Source organism: Streptomyces sp. YIM 98790, from assembly GCF_011421595.1.
Lineage (GTDB): Bacteria > Actinomycetota > Actinomycetes > Streptomycetales > Streptomycetaceae > Streptomyces.
The window spans coordinates 13,213-31,614 of the sequence record NZ_WTLH01000060.1; the positions used below are offsets into that span (position 1 = coordinate 13,213).

An 18,402-nucleotide genomic window follows, 5' to 3' on the forward strand; every position below is an offset into this window, starting at 1 on the left:
AGAAGACAGTAGCCCGGAAGCTTCGCCACACCCGCATCAGGAGTTGCCCGACGCACCGTGAGAAACATCACCGGAGGGGCCGTCAGACGGCGGGCAGCGGCTCGTCCACGGGGTCGGCCCACAGGGCGCGCAGATACGGCAGGTCAACCTCGGTGAGCGAGCCCACCACGCTGCGTCCGGGGGCGCCCGGCACCGGGGCGACGGAGGGCACCGCCACCACCCGGCAGCCCGCGGCCTCGGCGGAGGCCACCCCGGTCGGGGTGTCCTCGATGGCCACGCAGCGCGCCGGGTCCGCGCCCAGCCCGGCGGCGGCGGTGAGATACGGGTCGGGGTGCGGCTTGGTGCGGGCCAGTTCGTCACCCGCCACGGTGAGGGCGAAGCTCTCCGGGCCGAGGTGGCGCAGCATCCGGTCCACCACGGCCCGGTGCGAGGCCGAGACCAGGGCGGCGGGCACCCGGTGGGCGGCCAGTTCGGTGAGCAGCCGGCGGGCGCCCGGCATCAGCGGCACCTCGCGCTCGATCCGCCGCAGGAAGGCGGTGTTGAGCAGCACGGTCAGCTCGTCCAGGGTGATGTCGGCGCCCGTGACGTCGATCAGGTAGCCGGCGCTGCGGGTCATCGGGCCGCCGACCACGATCTCCCGGTGCTCCTCGGCCAGGGTGTGCCCGAGCGACGCGAACACGGCGACCTCGGCGTCCCACCAGAACCCCTCGGTGTCCACCAGGGTGCCGTCCATGTCCAGCAGCACGGCCTGGGGGGCCGCGGCCGAGTCCGGCAGGGTGCCGGTGGCGGGCAGGAAGGTCGTCATCCGCATACCTCCGATGGGGCCACGTCCCGCACGGGACACGAAGGCCGGCCGTGATTCCCTCGGGAACCCCGGCCGGCCTTTTCCGGACCGGCCAGTCTACGCCCGTGGAGGCACTGTCGCACAGCGCGCGGCCGGGCGCGGCCGGTGCCCGGAGGGGTCAGCGGGCGTTGAAGTAGTTGGCCTCGGGGTGGTGGAGCACGATGGCGTCGGTGGACTGCTCCGGGTGCAGCTGGAACTCCTCCGACAGCTTGACCCCGATCCGCTCCGGCCGGAGCAGGTCGGCGATCTTGGCCCGGTCCTCCAGCTCGGGGCAGGCCGGATACCCCAGGGAGTAGCGGCAGCCCTGGTACTCGGTGCGGAACATGCCGGCCAGGCTGTCCGGGTCGGCCCCGGCGATGCCCAGCTCCTCGCGCACCCGGGCGTGCCAGTACTCGGCCAGGGCCTCGGCCAGCTGCACGGACAGGCCGTGCAGCTCCAGGTAGTCCCGGTAGGCGTCGGCGGCGAACAGCTCGGCGGTGGCCTCGCCGATCCGCGAGCCCACGGTGACCACCTGCAGGCCGACCACGTCCGTCTCGCCGGAGTCCTTGGAGCGGAAGAAGTCGGCCAGGCAGAGCCGGCGTCCGCGGCGCTGGCGGGGGAAGGTGAAGCGGCTGCGCTCACGGCCGTCCTCGTCCAGCACGACCAGGTCGTTGCCCTCCGACCAGCAGCGGAAGTAGCCGTGCACCACGGCGGCCTCCAGCAGGTTCTCGGTGTGCAGCCGGTCCAGCCAGCCGCGCAGCCGGGGGCGGCCCTCGGTCTCGGCGAGTTCGGCGTAGGAGGGGCCGTCGCCACGGGCCGCCTTCAGTCCCCACTGGCCCTTGAACAGCGCGTCCTCGTCCAGCCAGGAGGCGTAGTCCTTGAGCGCGATGCCCTTCACCACCCGGGTGCCCCAGAACGGCGGGACCGGGACCGGGTTGTCGGTGGCCACGTCGGAGCGGACGGAGTCGTCGGTGACGTCGGGCAGCGGCTCGGCCGCCACGTCCCGGGCCCGGACCCGGCGGTGCCGCAGCTCGGGCAGGGCGGGGCCGTCGGTGCCGCGCTTGTGGGCGATCAGCGCGTCCATCAGGCTGAGCCCCTCGAAGGCGTCCCGGGCGTAGCGGACCTCGCCCTGGTACACCTCGTGCAGATCCTGCTCGACATAGGCGCGGGTGAGGGCGGCGCCGCCGAGGATGACGGGGTAGCGGGCGGCGAGCTCCCGGCTGTTCAGCTCCTCTAGGTTCTCCTTCATCACCACGGTGGACTTCACCAGCAGGCCGGACATGCCGATGACGTCGGCCCGGTGCTGTTCCGCGGCTTCGACGATGGCGGAGATGGGCTGCTTGATGCCCAGGTTGACCACGTTGTAGCCGTTGTTGGTGAGGATGATGTCGACCAGGTTCTTGCCGATGTCGTGCACGTCGCCGCGCACCGTGGCCAGCACGATGGTGCCCTTTCCGGCCTCGTCGGACCGCTCCATGTGGGGCTCGAGGTGGGCCACGGCGGACTTCATCACCTCGGCGGAGGTGAGCACGAAGGGCAGCTGCATCTGCCCGGAGCCGAAGAGTTCGCCGACCGTCTTCATGCCCTCCAGCAGGACCTCGTTGACGATCTGCAGGGCGGAGCGTTCGGCGAGGGCGGCGTCCAGGTCCGCCTCCAGGCCGTTGCGCTCGCCGTCCACGATGCGGCGCTGGAGCCGTTCGTCCAGCGGCAGGGCGGCCAGTTCCTCGGCCTTGCCGGCCCGCATGGCCTTGGTGTCCACGCCCTCGAAGAGTTCCAGCAGCTTCGCCAGCGGGTCGTAGCCCTCGCGGCGCCGGTCGTGGATGAGGTCCAGGGCGGTCTCGACCTGCTCGGGTTCCAGCCGGGCGATGGGCAGGATCTTGGCCGCGTGCACGATGGCGGAGTCCAGGCCGGCCTTGACGCACTCGTCCAGGAAGACCGAGTTGAGCACCATGCGGGCGGCCGGGTTGAGGCCGAAGGAGATGTTGGACAGGCCGAGGGTGGTCTGCACCTCGGGGTGACGGCGCTTGAGTTCCCGGATGGCCTCGATGGTGGCCACGCCGTCCTTGCGGGACTCCTCCTGGCCGGTGCAGATGGTGAAGGTGAGGCAGTCGATGATGATGTCGGATTCCCGGAAGCCCCAGTTGCCGGTGAGGTCGGCGATCAGCCGCTCGGCGATGGCGACCTTCTTCTCCGCGGTGCGGGCCTGGCCCTCCTCGTCGATGGTGAGGCCGATCAGCGCGGCCCCGTGCTCCTGGGCCAGCCGGGTGATCCTGGCGAAGCGGCTGTCCGGGCCGTCGCCGTCCTCGTAGTTGACCGAGTTGATCACGGCCCGGCCGCCCAGGCACTCCAGTCCGGTGCGGATCACCTCGGGCTCGGTGGAGTCCAGCACCACCGGCAGGGTGGAGGCGGTGGCCAGCCGGGAGGCGAACTCCCGCATGTCGGCGGTGCCGTCCCGGCCCACGTAGTCGACGCAGACGTCCAGCATGTGGGCGCCTTCGCGGATCTGGTCGCGGGCGATCTCCACGCAGTCGTCCCACCGGCCCTCCAGCATGGCGGTGCGGAACTTCTTGGAGCCGTTCGCGTTGGTGCGCTCGCCGATGGCCAGGTAGGAGGTGTCCTGCCGGAAGGGGACGGCCTGGTAGAGCGAGGAGGCGCCTGGCTCGGGGGCCGGGACGCGGGGCTCCGGGCGGCGCCCGCGGAGCCGCTCGACCACCTGGCGCAGATGCTCGGGCGTGGTGCCGCAGCAGCCGCCGACCAGCGACAGGCCGAACTCGGTGAGGAAGGTCTCGTGGGCGTCGGCCAGCTGGGCCGGGGTGAGCGGGTAGTGGGCGCCGTCCTTGCCCAGCACCGGCAGGCCCGCATTGGGCATGCAGGAAAGCGGCAGCCGGGAGTGGCGGGCCAGATGGCGCAGGTGCTCGCTCATCTCGGCCGGGCCGGTCGCGCAGTTGAGGCCGATCATGTCGATGCCCAGCGGCTCCAGGGCGGTGAGCGCGGCGCCGATCTCGGAGCCGAGCAGCATGGTGCCGGTGGTCTCCACGGTGACCTGGACCAGCAGCGGGGCGTCCAGCCCCGCGGTCTCCAGGGCACGGCGGGCGCCCAGCACGGCGGCCTTGGTCTGCAGCAGGTCCTGGCTGGTCTCCACCAGCAGGGCGTCGGCACCGCCGGCCAGCAGGCCCTCGGCGTTGGCCTGGTAGGCGTCGCGCAGCGGGCCGTACGCCACGTGACCCAGGGTGGGCAGCTTGGTGCCCGGGCCCATGGAGCCGAGGACCCAGCGCTGCCGGCCGTCCTCGGCGGTGACGGCGTCGGCGGTCTCGCGGGCGACGCGGGCGCCGGCCTCGGAGAGCTCGTGGACCCGGTGGGCGATGTCGTACTCACCGAGGGCGGAGAGGTTGGCGCCGAAGGTGTTGGTCTCCACGCAGTCCACCCCGGCCGCGAAGTATGCGCGGTGGACACCGGCGACGATGTCGGGGCGGGTGACGTTCAGCACCTCGTTGCAGCCTTCGAGCTGCTGGAAGTCCTCCAGGGACGGGTTCTGCGCCTGGAGCATGGTGCCCATGCCGCCGTCGGCGACGACCACGCGGGCGGCGAACGCCTCCCGCAGCGCGCGGGCGCGTTCGGCGGCCGGGGCGGGTGCGGCCGGTGGGGCGGCGGCGCCGTGGGCCGCGGCGGTGGAGGAATCGGGCAGGGTCGGCGAAGCCATATGGGGTGCTCCCTGGATGCGACGGCTGTCGGCTATGCGCCGGTGCGGGGCGCACCCGGCCAGCGTATCGGTCCGGGGCCGCGCCGCCGGGATCATTCCGATGGCCGGACAGCCTAAACTCGTCTCGAAAGCGCTGTATCGGCATGAGCGGATAGTGTTCGGCAATACCGAATGACGGCCGAGGTGGCCAGACTTCCCCTGTCCGGCCATCCGCGCGCACGACCGGAGGAGGCAGCCCGATGGCCCGCACGATTCAGTCCCTGGAACGGGCCGCCGCCCTGCTGCGCCTGCTGGCCGGCGGGGAGCGCCGGCTGGGCCTGTCCGACATCGCCTCCGCCATGGGACTGGCCAAGGCCACCGCCCACGGCCTGCTGCGCACCCTGCAGCAGGAGGGCTTCGTGGAGCAGGACGAACGCTCCGGCAAGTACCAGCTCGGCGCCGAGCTGCTGCGGCTGGGCAACAGCTATCTGGACGTGCACGAGCTGCGGGCGCGGGCCCTGGTGTGGACCGACGACCTGGCCCGGGCCAGCGGGGAGAGCTCCTACCTGGGGGTGCTGCACCAGGGCGGGGTGCTGCTAGTGCACCACGTCTTCCGCCCGGACGACAGCCGTCAGGTGCTGGAGATCGGGGCCCTGCAGCCGCTGCACTGCACCGCGCTGGGCAAGGTGCTCAGCGCCTACGACCCGGTGGCGCACAGCGAGCTGGCCGAACTGGAGCTGACCGCGGTCACCGACCGCACCGTCACCGACCGGGACGCGCTGGAGAAGGAGCTGCTCCGGGTGCGGGACCGGGGCTGGGCCAGCGACCTGGGCGAGACCTGGGAGGGCGTGGCCTCGATCGCCGCGCCGGTCTTCGACCGGCGGCGGATGCCGGTGGGGGCGGTGGCGATCACCGGCGCCGTGGAGCGCATGACCGTGGGCGGCGGGACCGGAGAAAGCAGCGGCGGCGCCGGCCCGGACGGCGAGCTCAGCCCGCGGCTGATCGCGGCGGTCCGGGACTGCGCCCGGTCCGTGTCGCGCGACCTGGGCGCCGGTCGCTTCTAGGACAATACGGATTTCAAGCTCTTCTTCACCACCGGCCGCCGGCCGGACGTCCGGCGAGCGGGCGGCTGCGCACCCCTTGACGCGGAAGACACCAGGGCGAAAAACTGCCGGTCATCGGTCGACATTGTCGAACGCTGGTCGTAAGACCCACAGCCGCGCCACCCGGCGCGCTCCCTTCCCGCTGCCCTGGACCAGGCAAAGGAGCCGCCCATGTCCAGTTCCGACATCTTCTTCGGCGAGATCATCGGCACCGCCGTGCTGATCCTGATGGGCGCCGGCGTGGTCGCCGGCGTGGTGCTCAGGAAGTCCAAGTCCTACGGAGCCGGCTGGACCGTCATCACCTTCGGCTGGGGGCTGGCGGTCATGACCGCGGTCTTCATCGCCGGTCCGCTCTCCGGCGCGCACATCAACCCGGCCGTGACCGTGGGCATCGCCCTGGACAGCGGCGAGTGGGGCGACGTGCCGGCCTATCTGGGCGGCCAGATGCTGGGTGCCATGCTCGGCGCCACCCTGGCCTGGCTGGCCTACTACGGCCACTTCCAGGCCCATCTGCGGGACCCGGAGATCATCCGGATTCCCGAGAAGCCCGCCCACCCCGGCCCGGTGGAGACCCACCGCCCCGGACCGGTGCTCGGCGTGTTCTCCACCGCGCCGGAGATCCGCAACACGGTGCAGAACCTCACCACCGAGATCATCGCCACCGCCGTGCTGGTGCTGGCCGTGCTCCAGGTCGGCGTCAACGAACAGCTCCAGGTCACCGCACTGGGCGGGCTGATCGTGGCGTTGGTGGTGGTCGGACTGGGCATGTCGCTGGGCGGACCCACCGGCTATGCCATCAACCCGGCCCGCGACCTCGGCCCCCGGATCGTGCACGCGCTGCTGCCGCTGCCCAACAAGGGCAGCTCGGACTGGAGCTACGCCTGGATCCCGGTGGCCGGACCGCTGGCCGGGGCCGCCCTGGCCGCCGGCATCAGCCGGCTCGCCTTCTGATCCCGTGCCCCGCCCCGACACCCCGCACCCCGACCCCGCAGGAGCCGCCGTATGAACGCCAGCCCCGACGCCCCCCGCGAGTTCATCGCCGCCATCGACCAGGGCACCACCTCCAGCCGCTGCATCGTCTTCGACCGGGACGGCCGGATCGTCTCCGTCGACCAGAAGGAGCACGAGCAGATCTTCCCCCGGCCGGGCTGGGTCGAGCACGACGCCGCCGAGATCTGGCGCAACGTCCAGGAGGTGATCGCCGGCGCGCTCGCCAAGTCCGGCATCACCAACGACGAGGTCAAGGCGATCGGCATCACCAACCAGCGGGAGACCACCCTGCTGTGGGAGAAGGCCACCGGCCGCCCGGTGCACAACGCCATCGTCTGGCAGGACACCCGCACCGACCAGCTCTGCCGCGAACTCGGCCGGGACGCCGGCCAGGAGCGGTTCCGGCGGGAGACCGGCCTGCCGCTGGCCTCCTACTTCTCCGGACCCAAGGTGCGCTGGCTGCTGGACAACGTGCCCGGCCTGCGGGAACGCGCCGAGCGCGGCGAGATTCTGTTCGGCACCATGGACTCCTGGGTGATCTGGAACCTCACCGGCGGCCCGGACGGCGGCCGGCACGTCACCGACGTCACCAACGCCTCCCGCACCATGCTGATGAATCTGCACACCATGGAGTGGGACGAGGCCATCCTGGAAGCCATGGGCGTGCCGGCCGCCGTCCTCCCCCGGATCGGCTCCTCCGCCGAGGTCTACGGCACCGCCGCGGGCGGGCCGCTGGCCGGCACCCCGGTCGCCTCCGCCCTCGGCGACCAGCAGGCGGCGCTGTTCGGCCAGACCTGCTACTCGGTGGGCGAGGGCAAGTCCACCTACGGCACCGGCACCTTCCTGCTGATGAACACCGGCGAGAAGCCGGTCAGCTCCTACCACGGGCTGCTCACCACGGTCGGCTACCGGATCGGCGACGAGCGGCCCGTCTACGCGCTGGAGGGCGCCATCGCGGTCACCGGCGCGCTGGTGCAGTGGATGCGCGACCAGATGGGCCTGATCAGCACCGCGGCCGAGATCGAGACCCTGGCCCTGTCGGTGGAGGACAACGGCGGCGCCTACTTCGTGCCCGCCTTCTCCGGGCTGTTCGCGCCCTACTGGCGCTCCGACGCCCGCGGGGTGATCGCCGGCCTGACCCGCTATGTCACCAAGGCCCACCTGGCACGTGCCGTGCTGGAGGCCACCGCCTGGCAGACCCGGGAGATCGTGGACGCCATGCGCAAGGACTCCGGCACCGGCCTGACCGCGCTGAAGGTGGACGGCGGGATGACCGCCAACAACCTGCTGATGCAGAACATCGCCGACTTCCTGGACGTGCCGGTGGTGCGGCCCATGGTCTCCGAGACCACCTGCCTGGGCGCCGCCTACGCCGCCGGCCTGGCCACCGGCTTCTGGTCGAACACCGAGGAGCTGCGGGCCAACTGGCGCCGGGCCGCGGAATGGACCCCGCGGATGGACCCGGAGCTGCGGGACCGCGAGTACAAGCAGTGGCTCAAGGCCGTACAGCGGACCATGGGCTGGCTCGACGAGGAGAGCTGAGAGACCATGCAGCACACCACCGCCCCCACCCCTGCCTCCCCTGGCCCGTCGGGCCCCCCGGGTTCCGCGGGCTCCCCGGGTTCCGCGTCCGGCACCGGCCTGATACCGGCCGCGGCCGAGGCACGGGCCCGGACCCGCGACCGGCTGGCCCGCGGCACCTTCGATCTGCTGGTCGTCGGCGGCGGCATCCTGGGCACCTCGGTCGCCTGGCACGCCGCCCAGGCCGGGCTGCGGGTGGCCATGGCGGAGGCCGGCGACTTCGCCGGCGCCACCTCCTCCGCCTCCTCCAAGCTGGTGCACGGCGGGCTGCGCTACCTGCAGACCGGCGCGGTGCGGCTGGTGGCCGAGAACCACCGCGAGCGCCGGGTGCTGGCCCGGGACGTGGCCCCGCACCTGGTGCGCCCGCTCACCTTCCACCTGCCGGTCTACCGGGGCGGCCCGCACGGCGCGGCCAAGCTGGGCGCGGGCGTCTTCGCCTACTCCGCGCTCTCCGCCTTCGGCGACGGCGTGGGCCGGGTCATCACCCCGGCCCGCGCCGCGGCCGCCAACCCCGGCCTGCGCACCGAGAACCTGCGCGCGGTGGCCGTCTACGGCGACCACCAGATGAACGACTCCCGGATGGCGGTGCTGACCGTCCGGGCCGCGGCCGAGGCCGGGGCGACGGTGCTCAACCACGCCGAGGTGACCGGACTGCGCTTCACCCGCGGCCGGGTCACCGGCGCCGAGCTGCGGGACCGGCTGGACGGCAGCGAGTTCGGCGTCTCCGCCCGGCTGGTGCTCAACGCCACCGGCCCCTGGGTGGACCGGCTGCGGCGGATGGAGGACCCGCAGGCCGCCCCCAGCATCCGGCTCTCCAAGGGCGCCCATGTGGTGCTGCGCCGCACCGTGCCCTGGCGGGCGGCCATGGCCACGCCGGTGGACCACTACCGGATCACGTTCGCCCTGCCCTGGGAGGACCATCTGCTGCTGGGCACCACCGACGAGCCCTACGAGGGCGACCCGGGCGAGGTGCGGGCCACCGAGTCCGACATCCGGCAGATCCTGGACGAGGCCTCTCTCTCGGTGCGCGACGAGCACCTCTCCCCCGATCTGGTCACGTACGCCTTCGCCGGGCTGCGGGTGCTGCCCGGCGGCCCCGGCGAGGTGGCCTCGGCCAGACGGGAGACGGTGATCAGCGAGGGACCGGGCGGGATGCTCTCGGTGGCCGGCGGCAAGTGGACCACCTACCGGCACATCGGCCGGGAGGTGCTGGCCCGGATCGCCCGGATCACCGGCACCTCCGCACCGGGGTCGCCGGGCGGGCCCGTGTCCCGGCTGGTGCGGCGGGTGCCGCTGCCCGGGGTGGCCAACCCCGACGCGGTGGCCCGCCGGCTGGCCGCGGACGGCGGGGACGGCGGGGACGGCCGCCGCGCGGGCGGCGACGAGGGCGGCGTGCCGGGCGGGCTGGACCCGGTGACCGCCCGTCACCTGGCCGGCCACTACGGGTCCCTGGCCTTCGAGCTGGCCCGGCTGGCGGAGCGGGACCCGGCACTGGGCGAGCGCATCCACCCGGACGGCCCCGACATCTGGGCGCAGGTCGTCCACGCCCGGGACGCCGAGTGGGCCTGCACGCCGGAGGACGTGCTGCGCCGCCGCACCACCCTGGCCGTCCGGGGGCTGGACACCGGGGAGGTGCGTGCCCGCACGGCGGCGCTGCTGGCCGGCCGCCCGATGTGATGTTCCCGGCGCCGGGCCCGGGGGCATGGTCGTCCTGCGCGGGGATGTGGCAGAGTTCCAGACAGACGTACGGGGGGTGATCTTGGGATGCGCTGGACCTTCTCGCCGGGCGCGGCCCTGCGCCGGGTCCGCCCGGCGGTCCGCTGGACCGCCGGGGCGCTCGCCCTGGTCGTGGTGCTGCCGCTGGTCGCCGCGCTGGTCTTCCTGCGCGGCATGTACAGCGGGCCGGTCGACGCGGAGGCGCACAGCCGGGGCCGGGACGCCGTCTGGCTCGGCCACGCCTGGGTGGACGGCCGCCTGGACGAGACCGATCTGGCGGCACTGGCCGAGCGCATCGAGGGCACCGGGATCCGTGACGTCTACGTGCACACCGGCCCCATGGAGGACGACGGCACCCTGCCGGCGGAGCGGCACCCGCGGGCGGGCTGGCTGCTGGCGGCCATGGCCGAGCAGCTCCCCGGGGTCCGGGTGCAGGCCTGGATCGGCAACCGGCTGACCTACGGCGACGACGACGGCGGCCTGCGGCTGGCCGATGCCCGGGACCGTGCGGGCGTGGTGGCCAGTGCCGGGCAGATGCTCGACCTGGGTTTCGACGGGGTGCATCTCAATGTCGAGGCCATCGAGTCCGGCGACCCCGACTATCTGCTGCTGCTGGACGCGCTGGGCGAGGAGGTGGGCGGGCGCGGCGGCGTGCTGTCCGTCTCCGCCCACCAGATCGACCCGCTGCCCAGCATGAACACCGTGATGCGGGCGGTGACCGGCCGCAACAAGTGGTGGTCCCAGCGGTACTTCGGCCAGGTGGCGCAGCGGGTGGACCAGATCGCGGTGATGAGCTACGACGGCATCACCCCCGTGGAGAGCCTGTACGGCGGCTACGTGGCGCAGCAGACCGAGCTGGCCCTCCAGGTGACGCCCGAGGAGACCGAACTCCTGATGGGACTGCCGTTCTTCCACAACGGCGATCTGATCCACCGGGCCGAGACGGTGCGGGCGGCGGTGCGCGGGGTGCGGCTGGGGCTGACCCGGGAGGACCCGGGGCGGCAGGGCTTCGGGGTGGCGCTCTACGTGGACTACGCCGCCACGGCCGAGGACTGGCGCACCTACCGCCGCCAGTGGGGCGCCACGGACTGACCCCCCACTGCCCCCACTGCCCCCACTGCCCCTGCCGCCCCGCCGCGGCCGGGAGCCGTCCGCGACGCCGGTATCAGGTCGGGTCCGCCTCCAGGTCGATTCGCGTGGCCGGTTCTCCTGCCGCCCACATCTCGCGGGCAGCGTTGCAGGCATTCCTCCTCGGACTCGATGTCGTCCGCCGGCCGGCGACCGATTCTGTCGTTGATCTCGTCCGCGGCATCGCCTGACGGGCCGGGAAGCGGGACCGGCCGGCGGCGCCGTCCGGCGCCCGCCGGGTGATCGCCGCGGGCATGGTGCCGCTGGCCGCCGGGCCGCTGTCGGTGACGGTGCGTCCGCCGGCGGGATGCGGCGCCGGCCCGGCTGCGGATTCCGCCCCGGACGGGGGCCGTCGAGGCGTACGAGGGCTGCGGCCCGGGCACGGTGACGCCGTAGGCTGGGCACGCACGGAACTGGAGTCAGCAGCCAGGCGGGCCGCGGTGTCCGGCCTGGTCGGAAGGAGGCGCTGGGTGATCGAGCTCGAGGGCGTTCCCGAGCTGGTCGACCCGGTCATGGTGGCCGCGTTCGAGGGCTGGAACGATGCCGCGGACGCCGCGTCCGCCGCGGTCGCGCATCTGGAACGGACCTGGAAGGGCGAGGTGTTCGCGGCGCTGGACGCCGAGGACTACTACGACTTCCAGGTGAACCGCCCGCATGTGTGGCTGGACGGCGGGGTGCGCCGGGTCACCTGGCCGACGACCCGGCTCTCGGTGGTGCGCATCGGCGAGGAACACGGGCGGGGCCGGGCGCGCGATCTGGTGCTGGTGCGCGGCATCGAACCGAGTATGCGCTGGCGTTCGTTCTGCAACGAGATCCTGGGCTTCGCGCATGAGCTGGGCGTGGAGATGGTGGTGGTGCTCGGCGCGCTGCTGGGCGACACCCCGCACACCCGTCCGGTGCCGGTCACCAGCGTGACGGCGGACGAGGACCTGGCGCGGAGCCTGAACCTGGAGGAGTCCAGATACGAGGGGCCCACCGGGATCGTCGGCATTCTCCAGGAGGCCTGTGCGCATGCCGGGCTGCCGGCGGTGAGCCTGTGGGCCGCGGTGCCGCACTACGTCTCGCAGCCGCCGAACCCGAAGGCGTCGCTGGCCCTGCTGCACCGGCTGGAGGATCTCCTGGAGCTGTCCATTCCGCTGGGCGAGCTGCCGGAGGACGCCCGGGCCTGGCAGATCGGGGCGGACCAGCTCGCGGCCGAGGACAGCGAGGTCGCCGAGTACGTGCAGGCTCTGGAGCAGGCGCGGGACACCGCGGAGCTGCCGGAGGCGTCGGGCGAGGCGATCGCCCGGGAGTTCGAGCGCTATCTGCGCCGCCGCGATCCGGGCGACGACGACGGCCCGCCGCACTTCCGCGGACCCGCCGGCTGAGCGAAGGGGCCGCGCTCCCCCGTGCGCGGCAGCCCGCCGGGCCGCGGTGCCGCGGCCCGGCGGTGGGGTCACAGAAGGTCACATCACAGAGGGATCGTCACAGAAGGATCACAGAGCCACGCCCAGCAGGGCGTCGGCGGCGCGGCTCGCGACACCGGGCGCGCCCGGGTCGTCACCGCCCGCGGCGTGCTGGGCGGCGGCCCAGCGGTCGAAGGCGGCCAGCGCGGCGGGGGCGTCCAGATCGTCGGCCAGCGCCTGCCGGATCTCCTCGGTCAGCCGGTCGGCGGGCGGCCCGTCGGGACGCGAGACCGCGGCCCGCCAGCGGGCGAGCCGGTCCTCGGCCTCGGCCAGCACCCGGCCGGTCCACTCCCAGTCGCTGCGGTAGTGGTGGGCAAGGAGCGCCAGCCGGATGGCGGCCGGGTCGGTCCCGGCCCGGCGCAGCGCCGAGACCAGCACCAGGTTCCCCTTGGACTTGGACATCTTCTCGCCCTGGTAGCCGACCATCCCGGCGTGCGCGTAGGCGCGCGCGAAGGGGTGCCGCCCGGTGAGGGTCTGGGCGTGCGCGGCACCCATCTCGTGGTGCGGGAAGATCAGGTCCGAGCCGCCGCCCTGCAGGTCGAAGCCCATGCCCAGGTGGTCGAGGGCGATGGCGACGCACTCGATGTGCCAGCCGGGGCGGCCGGGCCCCAGGGAGGCGCCGTCCCAGGACGGCTCCCCTTCCCGGGCCGCCCGCCACAGCAGGGGGTCGAGCGGGTTCTTCTTGCCGGGCCGCTCCGGGTCGCCGCCGCGCTCCGCGGACAGCTGCAGCATGGTGGCCTGGTCGTAGCCGGAGACCGTGCCGAAGCGCGGGTCGCAGGCCACCGCGAAATAGATGTCGCCGTCCAGCTCGTAGGCGGCGCCCTGCTCGCGCAGCTGCTCGATCAGCGGCACGATCCGCGGTATGGCCTCCACCGCGCCGATGAAGTGCCGCGGCGGCAGCATCCGCAGCGCCGCCATGTCCTCCCGGAACAGGGCGGTTTCGCGCCCCGCCAGCGCGGTCCAGTCCTCGCCGGTGGCTTCGGCACGCTCCAGCAGCGGGTCGTCGATGTCCGTGACGTTCTGCACGTAGACCACCTGCCGGCCGTTGTCCAGCCAGACGCGCTGTACCAGGTCGAACGCCGCGTAGGTGGCGGCGTGACCCATATGCGTGGCGTCGTAGGGGGTGATGCCGCAGACGTAGAGCCGGGCGGGCTCGCCGGGGCGCTCCGGCGGAAGGGCCACCCGCGCTCCCGTGGCGGTGTCGTGGATTCTCAGGTCGCGGCCCTGACCGGGCAGGACGGGGACCTGGGAGGCAGGCCAGGCGTGCATGTCATGAGCCTAACCGCATAACGGTCCCCTACACGAAGGCGGCTCCCGGGTGCGTGCCCCGGATCGGGCGGCCGTGGCCTCAGACCGGGGGCCAGGGGATGGCCGGCCAGTCGCCGCCCGGCTCCGGGTGCCGCCCGGCGGCCAGCAGGGCCTCGGTGCGGGCCCGCAGCGCCTCCAGCTCGGGCTTGGTGATCAGCTCGGCCAGCCGGAGCGCCAGCGGGCTGCCGTCGGCCAGCCGCCCGGACAGGCGGCGCAGGGCCGCGGCCACGTCCGCCGGGAGGGGCTCGCCCGCCCAGCCCCACAGCAGGGTGCGCAGCTTGTCGTCGGTGTGCAGGCTCACCCCGTGGTCGATGGCGTACATCCGGCCGTCCGGCAGCGGTATCAGGTGCCCGCCCTTGCGGTCCCCGTTGTTGATCACCGCGTCGAAGGCGGCCAGCCGCCGCAGCCGCAGGTCGTCGGCGTGCACCAGCAGCGCGGTGCGTCCGCCGCCGAGCTCGGCCCGGCCCACCGCGCGCCAGCCGGGGCCGGGCTCGTCGCCGTCCACGAGCCGCAGCAGTGCGGCTCCGCCGGCACCGGCCTCGGCTGCCTCCCCGTCGTCCGCCGGGGCGTCCTCGCGGTCCGGCGGCGGGCCGACCCACTGCTGGCACATGCCGGGGCCGTGCGGCCCGTCACGCAGCACCGTGGGGGGTACGAAGTCCCAGCCGAGCGCGCGGCAGATCTCGAACGCCGCGACCTCCCGCTCGGCCAGCGTGCCGTCCGGGAAGTCCCACAGCGGCCGCTCGCCCGCCACCGGCTTGTAGACGCAGGGCAGCCGCTCGCCGCCGGACTCGGCGTGGCCGTAGAACACCGCGTTGGACGCCGAGGCCAGCCGCCCGGCCAGGTTCAGCCGGCCCTGGGCGAGCACGTCGAGAACGGTCATGTTCCCCGGCGGTATCCGTTCTGGCGCGGGCATACATGTCCTTCCGGATCCAGCGGCAGACTGCACAGCGGGCACGGCGGGCGGCCCGCGTTGACCACGTCCAGGGCACGCTTGGCGAAGGCCCGCGCCTGGCTGCCGGTGAGCCGCACCCGCAGCAGCGGCGGGCCGTTCTCCTCGTCCCGCAGCAGGCGTTCCTCGGCCTCGGCGAACTCCTCCTCCGAGTCGGCCTCCAGATCGACCCGGGCCTGCGCCTCGACCAGCATCCGCTCGCTGTCCGCGTCCCAGGCCAGGGCCATGGTGCCGACCCGGAACTCCTCCTCCACCGGAGTCACCAGCGGGCCGGTGTCGGTGAGTTCCGGCGGCGCCACGGCGGGCACGGTGGTCTTGCCGCCGGACCTCCGCACGACTTCGTCCAGCAGTTCGTCGATCCGCTCGGCCAGCGCCGCCACCTGCACCTTTTCCAGCGCCACGCTGGTGGTCCGGCCCTCGGAGGTGGCCTGGAGGTAGAACGACCGATGCCCAGGCAGCCCCACCGTTCCCGCCACGAAGCGGTCCGGAGGGTCATAGAGGAATACCTGACGGGACACCTGCTGCTCCGTGAGATCGACTTGTGCGGTCACTTGGCACCCTACTGCCCGGCAGGGGCCGGGGGTCCGCACCGGGCTGGCGGTGGGGCGCGCCCGGTACGGCTGGTCAGGCACCGCCGCCGACGGCCGCCTGACCCGGTGCGGACGCCTCGGCAGCAGTCTGCCGGGCCGCGGCGACTCCGGACAGATCGCCGGTGTCGCCCAGGCGCAGCAGGAACGGGCGCTCGGCCGTGTAGCGGAGCACCGTGACGGAGCCCGGACCCACGCCGATCCGCTGGAAGAGGTCGAGGTGGAGTCCGAGGGCGTCCGCGACCAGGCACTTGATGATGTCGCCGTGGGAACAGGCTAGCCAGGCGGCGTCCGCACCGTGCTCGGCGGCGATCCGCGCGTCCCACTCCCGCACCGCGTCCACGGCCCGGTTCTGCATGGCGCGCAGCGACTCGCCGCCGGGGAAGACGGCGGCCGAGGGGTAGCGCTGCACGGTCTGCATCAGCGGCTCCCGGGCCAGTTCGGAGAGCGGACGGCCGGTCCATTCGCCGTAGTCGCACTCGGCGATCCGCTCGTCCGGGTGGACCGGCACCCCGGGGCGGGACTCGCTCAGCGGGGTGACGGTCTCCCGGCAGCGCTGCAGCGGACTGTGCACGATCGCGGCCAGCGGCACCTCCGCCAGGCGGCGGGGCAGCCGCGCCGCCTGCGCGGTGCCGTGCTCGTCCAGCCCCACGCCGGGCGCCCTCCCGGCAAGCAGACCCGAGGAGTTGGCATCGGTACGCCCGTGGCGAACAAGCAGCAGCGTCGGCATGCCCCCACCCTAGAGCCCCGCCCGCCGCCGCCTCCGGCCGCCCGGTCCGAACCGCACACCCCCGCCGTGCACCACCCGCCGTGCACCACCCGCCGTGCACCCGCCGTACGCCACGGCCTGCGGTGACCGCCGNCGCCGTACGCCACGGCCTGCGGTGACCGCCGTGGGGGCTTCTCAGGCGAGGCCGGCGCGCTCCGTCGCGGCGACGGCGGCGCGCAGCGAGGCGATGCGTTCCTCGCGGGTGAAGCCGGCCGGGGCCAGGTTGAGCGTGGTCACCCCGGCCTCCGCGTAGGCCTGCATCCGGTCGGCGATCCGCTCCACCGGGCCGATCAGCGTGGTGGAGTCGATCAGCTCGTGCGGCACGGCCGCGGCCGCGCCGGACTTGTCCCCGGCCAGGTACTTGTCCTGGATCTCGGCCGCGGCCCGCTCGTAGCCCATCCGGCGGGCCAGCCGGTTGTAGAAGTTCTGCTTCCGGCTGCCCATGCCCCCGACGTACAGCGCGGTGTACGGGCGGAAGTGGTCGGCCAGGGCCGGCACGTCCTCGCCCACGGCGAGCGGCACGGTGGGGACCACGTCGAAGCCCTCCAGCTCCCGGCCGGGCTGCGCGCCCGCCCTGGCCCGTCCGGCACGCAGCGCGCCCAGCGTGGTCTGCTCGGCGTGCTCCGGCGAGAAGAAGATCAGCAGCGCGCCGTCGGCGATCTCCCCCGTCTGCTCCAGGTTCTTCGGCCCGATGGCGGCGATGTACAGCGGAATCCGCTCCCGCACCGGGTGCACGGTGAGCTTGAGCGGCTTGCCGGGGCCGCCCGGCAGCGGCAGGGTCCAGTGCTCGCCCTCGAAGGACAGCCGCTCGCGGCTCATCGCCCGGCGCACGATCTCCACGTATTCCCGGGTGCGGGCCAGCGGCTTGTCGAACGTCACGCCGTACCAGCCCTCGGAGACCTGCGGCCCGGAGACGCCGATGCCCAGCCGGAACCGGCCGCCGCTGAGCGTGTCCAGGGTGGCCGCGGTCATCGCGGTCATGGCCGGTGCCCGCGCCGGGATCTGGAAGATCGCCGAGCCCACGTCGATGTTCTCGGTCTGTGCGGCCACCCAGGCGAGCACGGTGGCGGCGTCCGAGCCGTACGCCTCGGCCGCCCAGCAGACCGCGTAGCCCAGCCGGTCGGCCTCCTGGGCCACGGCGAGGTTGTCGGCGTCCATCCCGGCGCCCCAGTAGCCGAGGTTGATTCCCAACCGCATCCCGACACCCCTTACTGATCAGTAACGTATGGGTCCCCCGGACTCTAGCGCGCGCCCGAAGTACGCTCAACGGCCATGGATCTCAGGCACCTCGGCCGGACCGGCCTGCGCGTCTCCCGGCTCGGACTCGGCACCCTCACCTGGGGACGGGACACCGGCGAGGAGGAAGCCGCGGAGCTCCTCAAGACCTTCTGGGAGGCCGGCGGCACCCTGGTGGACACCGCCGATGTGTACGCGGACGGCGGCTCCGAGTATCTCCTGGGACGGCTGCTGGCCATGGTGCCGCGCCGGGATCTGGTGATCGCCACCAAGGCGGGCAGCGTGCCCGATCCGTACCGCCGCTTCGACGGCTCCCGCGCCCACCTGATGGCCGCGCTGGACGCCTCCCTCCAGCGGCTGGGCACCGACTACGTCGACCTGTGGCAGATCCACGCCTACGACCCGGTGACGCCGCTGGAGGAGACCCTCCAGGCGCTGGACGACGCGGTGCGCAGCGGCCGGGTGCGCTACGCCGGGGTGTCCAACTTCTGCGGCTGGCAGCTGGCCAAGGCCGGTGCCTGGCAGCTGGCGCTGCCCGGGGCGCGGGTCCGGCTGGCCGGGGTGCAGCTGGAGTACTCGCTGCTCCAGCGGGGTGTGGAGCGCGAGGTGCTGCCCGGGGCGATGGATCTGGGCATCGGGCTGCTGCCCTCCTCACCGCTCGGCCGCGGAGTGCTGACCGGCAAGTACCGGGGCGGGGCGCGCCCGGAGGGATCACGCGCCGCCTCGGACCATCTGGCGCCGTTCGTGGCCCCCTATCTGGGGGAAAGCGCGGCGCGGATCACGGACGCGGTGGCGATAGCGGCCGAAGGGCTGGCGGTGACGCCGCTGCAGGTGGCGCTTGCCTGGGTGCGGGACCGGCCGGGCGTGGTGGCGCCGCTGCTCGGCTGCCGCACCGCGCAGCAGCTCGCCGAGGCACTGTCGGTGGAAGACCTTAGTCTTCCTGACGAGATCACCCGGGCGCTGGACGATGTCTCCGCCCCGGTGCACCGCTATCCCGATCACGACTGGAGCGCACTGTGAGCACGGCAGGCACGGGCGGCACGGACGGCGCCGGCGGCACGGACGGCGCCGGCGCGGCGGACGGCACC

General features: G+C 73.6%; 13 protein-coding genes and 1 pseudogene. 7 read left to right on the forward strand and 7 right to left on the reverse strand.

Translation table 11 applies throughout. From position 1 onward, the window contains the following. Nucleotides 1-82 precede the first annotated feature (82 nt). Together GQS09_RS12785 and metH are read right to left on the reverse strand one after the other, a co-directional pair. Nucleotides 83-805: an HAD family phosphatase gene (locus GQS09_RS12785; RefSeq protein ID WP_165986162.1), complete on the reverse strand. Its 723-nt coding sequence runs from the start codon at nt 803-805 to the stop codon at nt 83-85. Nucleotides 806-962: 157 nt separating this feature from the next. Further along, nucleotides 963-4,523 carry a methionine synthase gene (gene metH / locus GQS09_RS12790; protein WP_165986163.1) on the reverse strand — a complete coding sequence of 1,187 codons (3,561 nt, stop codon included), beginning with the start codon at nt 4,521-4,523 and terminating at the stop codon, nt 963-965. A gap of 239 nt (nt 4,524-4,762) precedes the next feature. On the opposite strand from metH, the gene GQS09_RS12795 reads away from it, so the two are divergent. From GQS09_RS12795 to GQS09_RS12820, 6 genes and pseudogenes are all read left to right on the forward strand, one after another. Further along, complete coding sequence (locus GQS09_RS12795) at nt 4,763-5,566, forward strand: IclR family transcriptional regulator (RefSeq protein ID WP_165986164.1); 804 nt, start codon at nt 4,763-4,765, stop codon at nt 5,564-5,566. A 210-nt stretch (nt 5,567-5,776) separates the two neighbouring features. Then, nucleotides 5,777-6,556, forward strand: coding sequence for an MIP/aquaporin family protein (locus GQS09_RS12800; protein WP_165986165.1), 780 nt, complete (start codon nt 5,777-5,779; stop codon nt 6,554-6,556). A gap of 51 nt (nt 6,557-6,607) precedes the next feature. Then, the gene (gene glpK / locus GQS09_RS12805; protein ID WP_165986166.1) at nt 6,608-8,137 is read left to right on the forward strand and encodes a glycerol kinase GlpK; all 1,530 of its coding nucleotides are present in this window, start codon (nt 6,608-6,610) and stop codon (nt 8,135-8,137) included. Nucleotides 8,138-8,143: 6 nt separating this feature from the next. After that, nucleotides 8,144-9,853: a glycerol-3-phosphate dehydrogenase/oxidase gene (locus GQS09_RS12810; RefSeq protein ID WP_165986167.1), complete on the forward strand. Its 1,710-nt coding sequence runs from the start codon at nt 8,144-8,146 to the stop codon at nt 9,851-9,853. An 87-nt stretch (nt 9,854-9,940) separates the two neighbouring features. After that, on the forward strand, nt 9,941-10,984 hold the full coding sequence (locus GQS09_RS12815; protein ID WP_243761355.1) for a hypothetical protein: 1,044 nt from the start codon (nt 9,941-9,943) through the stop codon (nt 10,982-10,984). Between the two features lie 506 nt (nt 10,985-11,490). After that, a pseudogene (locus GQS09_RS12820) lies at nt 11,491-12,360 on the forward strand (PAC2 family protein); the annotation flags it as partial. A 135-nt stretch (nt 12,361-12,495) separates the two neighbouring features. Here the strand turns inward: GQS09_RS12820 and mshC are convergent. From mshC to GQS09_RS12845, 5 genes are all read right to left on the reverse strand, one after another. Further along, a complete protein-coding gene (mshC, locus tag GQS09_RS12825) occupies nt 12,496-13,734 on the reverse strand; it encodes a cysteine--1-D-myo-inosityl 2-amino-2-deoxy-alpha-D-glucopyranoside ligase (protein ID WP_165986169.1) in 1,239 nt (412 codons plus the stop codon). 79 nt (nt 13,735-13,813) lie between these two features. Beyond that, on the reverse strand, nt 13,814-14,686 hold the full coding sequence (locus GQS09_RS12830) for an SCO1664 family protein (protein ID WP_165986170.1): 873 nt from the start codon (nt 14,684-14,686) through the stop codon (nt 13,814-13,816). After that, complete coding sequence (locus tag GQS09_RS12835; protein ID WP_165986171.1) at nt 14,650-15,240, reverse strand: DUF3090 domain-containing protein; 591 nt, start codon at nt 15,238-15,240, stop codon at nt 14,650-14,652. Before GQS09_RS12835 ends, GQS09_RS12830 begins: the two co-directional genes overlap by 37 nt. Before the next feature lie 106 nt (nt 15,241-15,346). Beyond that, nucleotides 15,347-16,039 carry a histidine phosphatase family protein gene (locus GQS09_RS12840; RefSeq protein WP_165986172.1) on the reverse strand — a complete coding sequence of 231 codons (693 nt, stop codon included), beginning with the start codon at nt 16,037-16,039 and terminating at the stop codon, nt 15,347-15,349. 174 nt (nt 16,040-16,213) lie between these two features. Further along, nucleotides 16,214-17,275 carry an LLM class F420-dependent oxidoreductase gene (locus GQS09_RS12845; protein WP_165986173.1) on the reverse strand — a complete coding sequence of 354 codons (1,062 nt, stop codon included), beginning with the start codon at nt 17,273-17,275 and terminating at the stop codon, nt 16,214-16,216. A 75-nt stretch (nt 17,276-17,350) separates the two neighbouring features. On the opposite strand from GQS09_RS12845, the gene GQS09_RS12850 reads away from it, so the two are divergent. Continuing rightward, nucleotides 17,351-18,334, forward strand: a complete 984-nt coding sequence (locus tag GQS09_RS12850) for an aldo/keto reductase (protein WP_165986174.1) — start codon at nt 17,351-17,353, stop codon at nt 18,332-18,334. Nucleotides 18,335-18,402 lie beyond the last annotated feature (68 nt).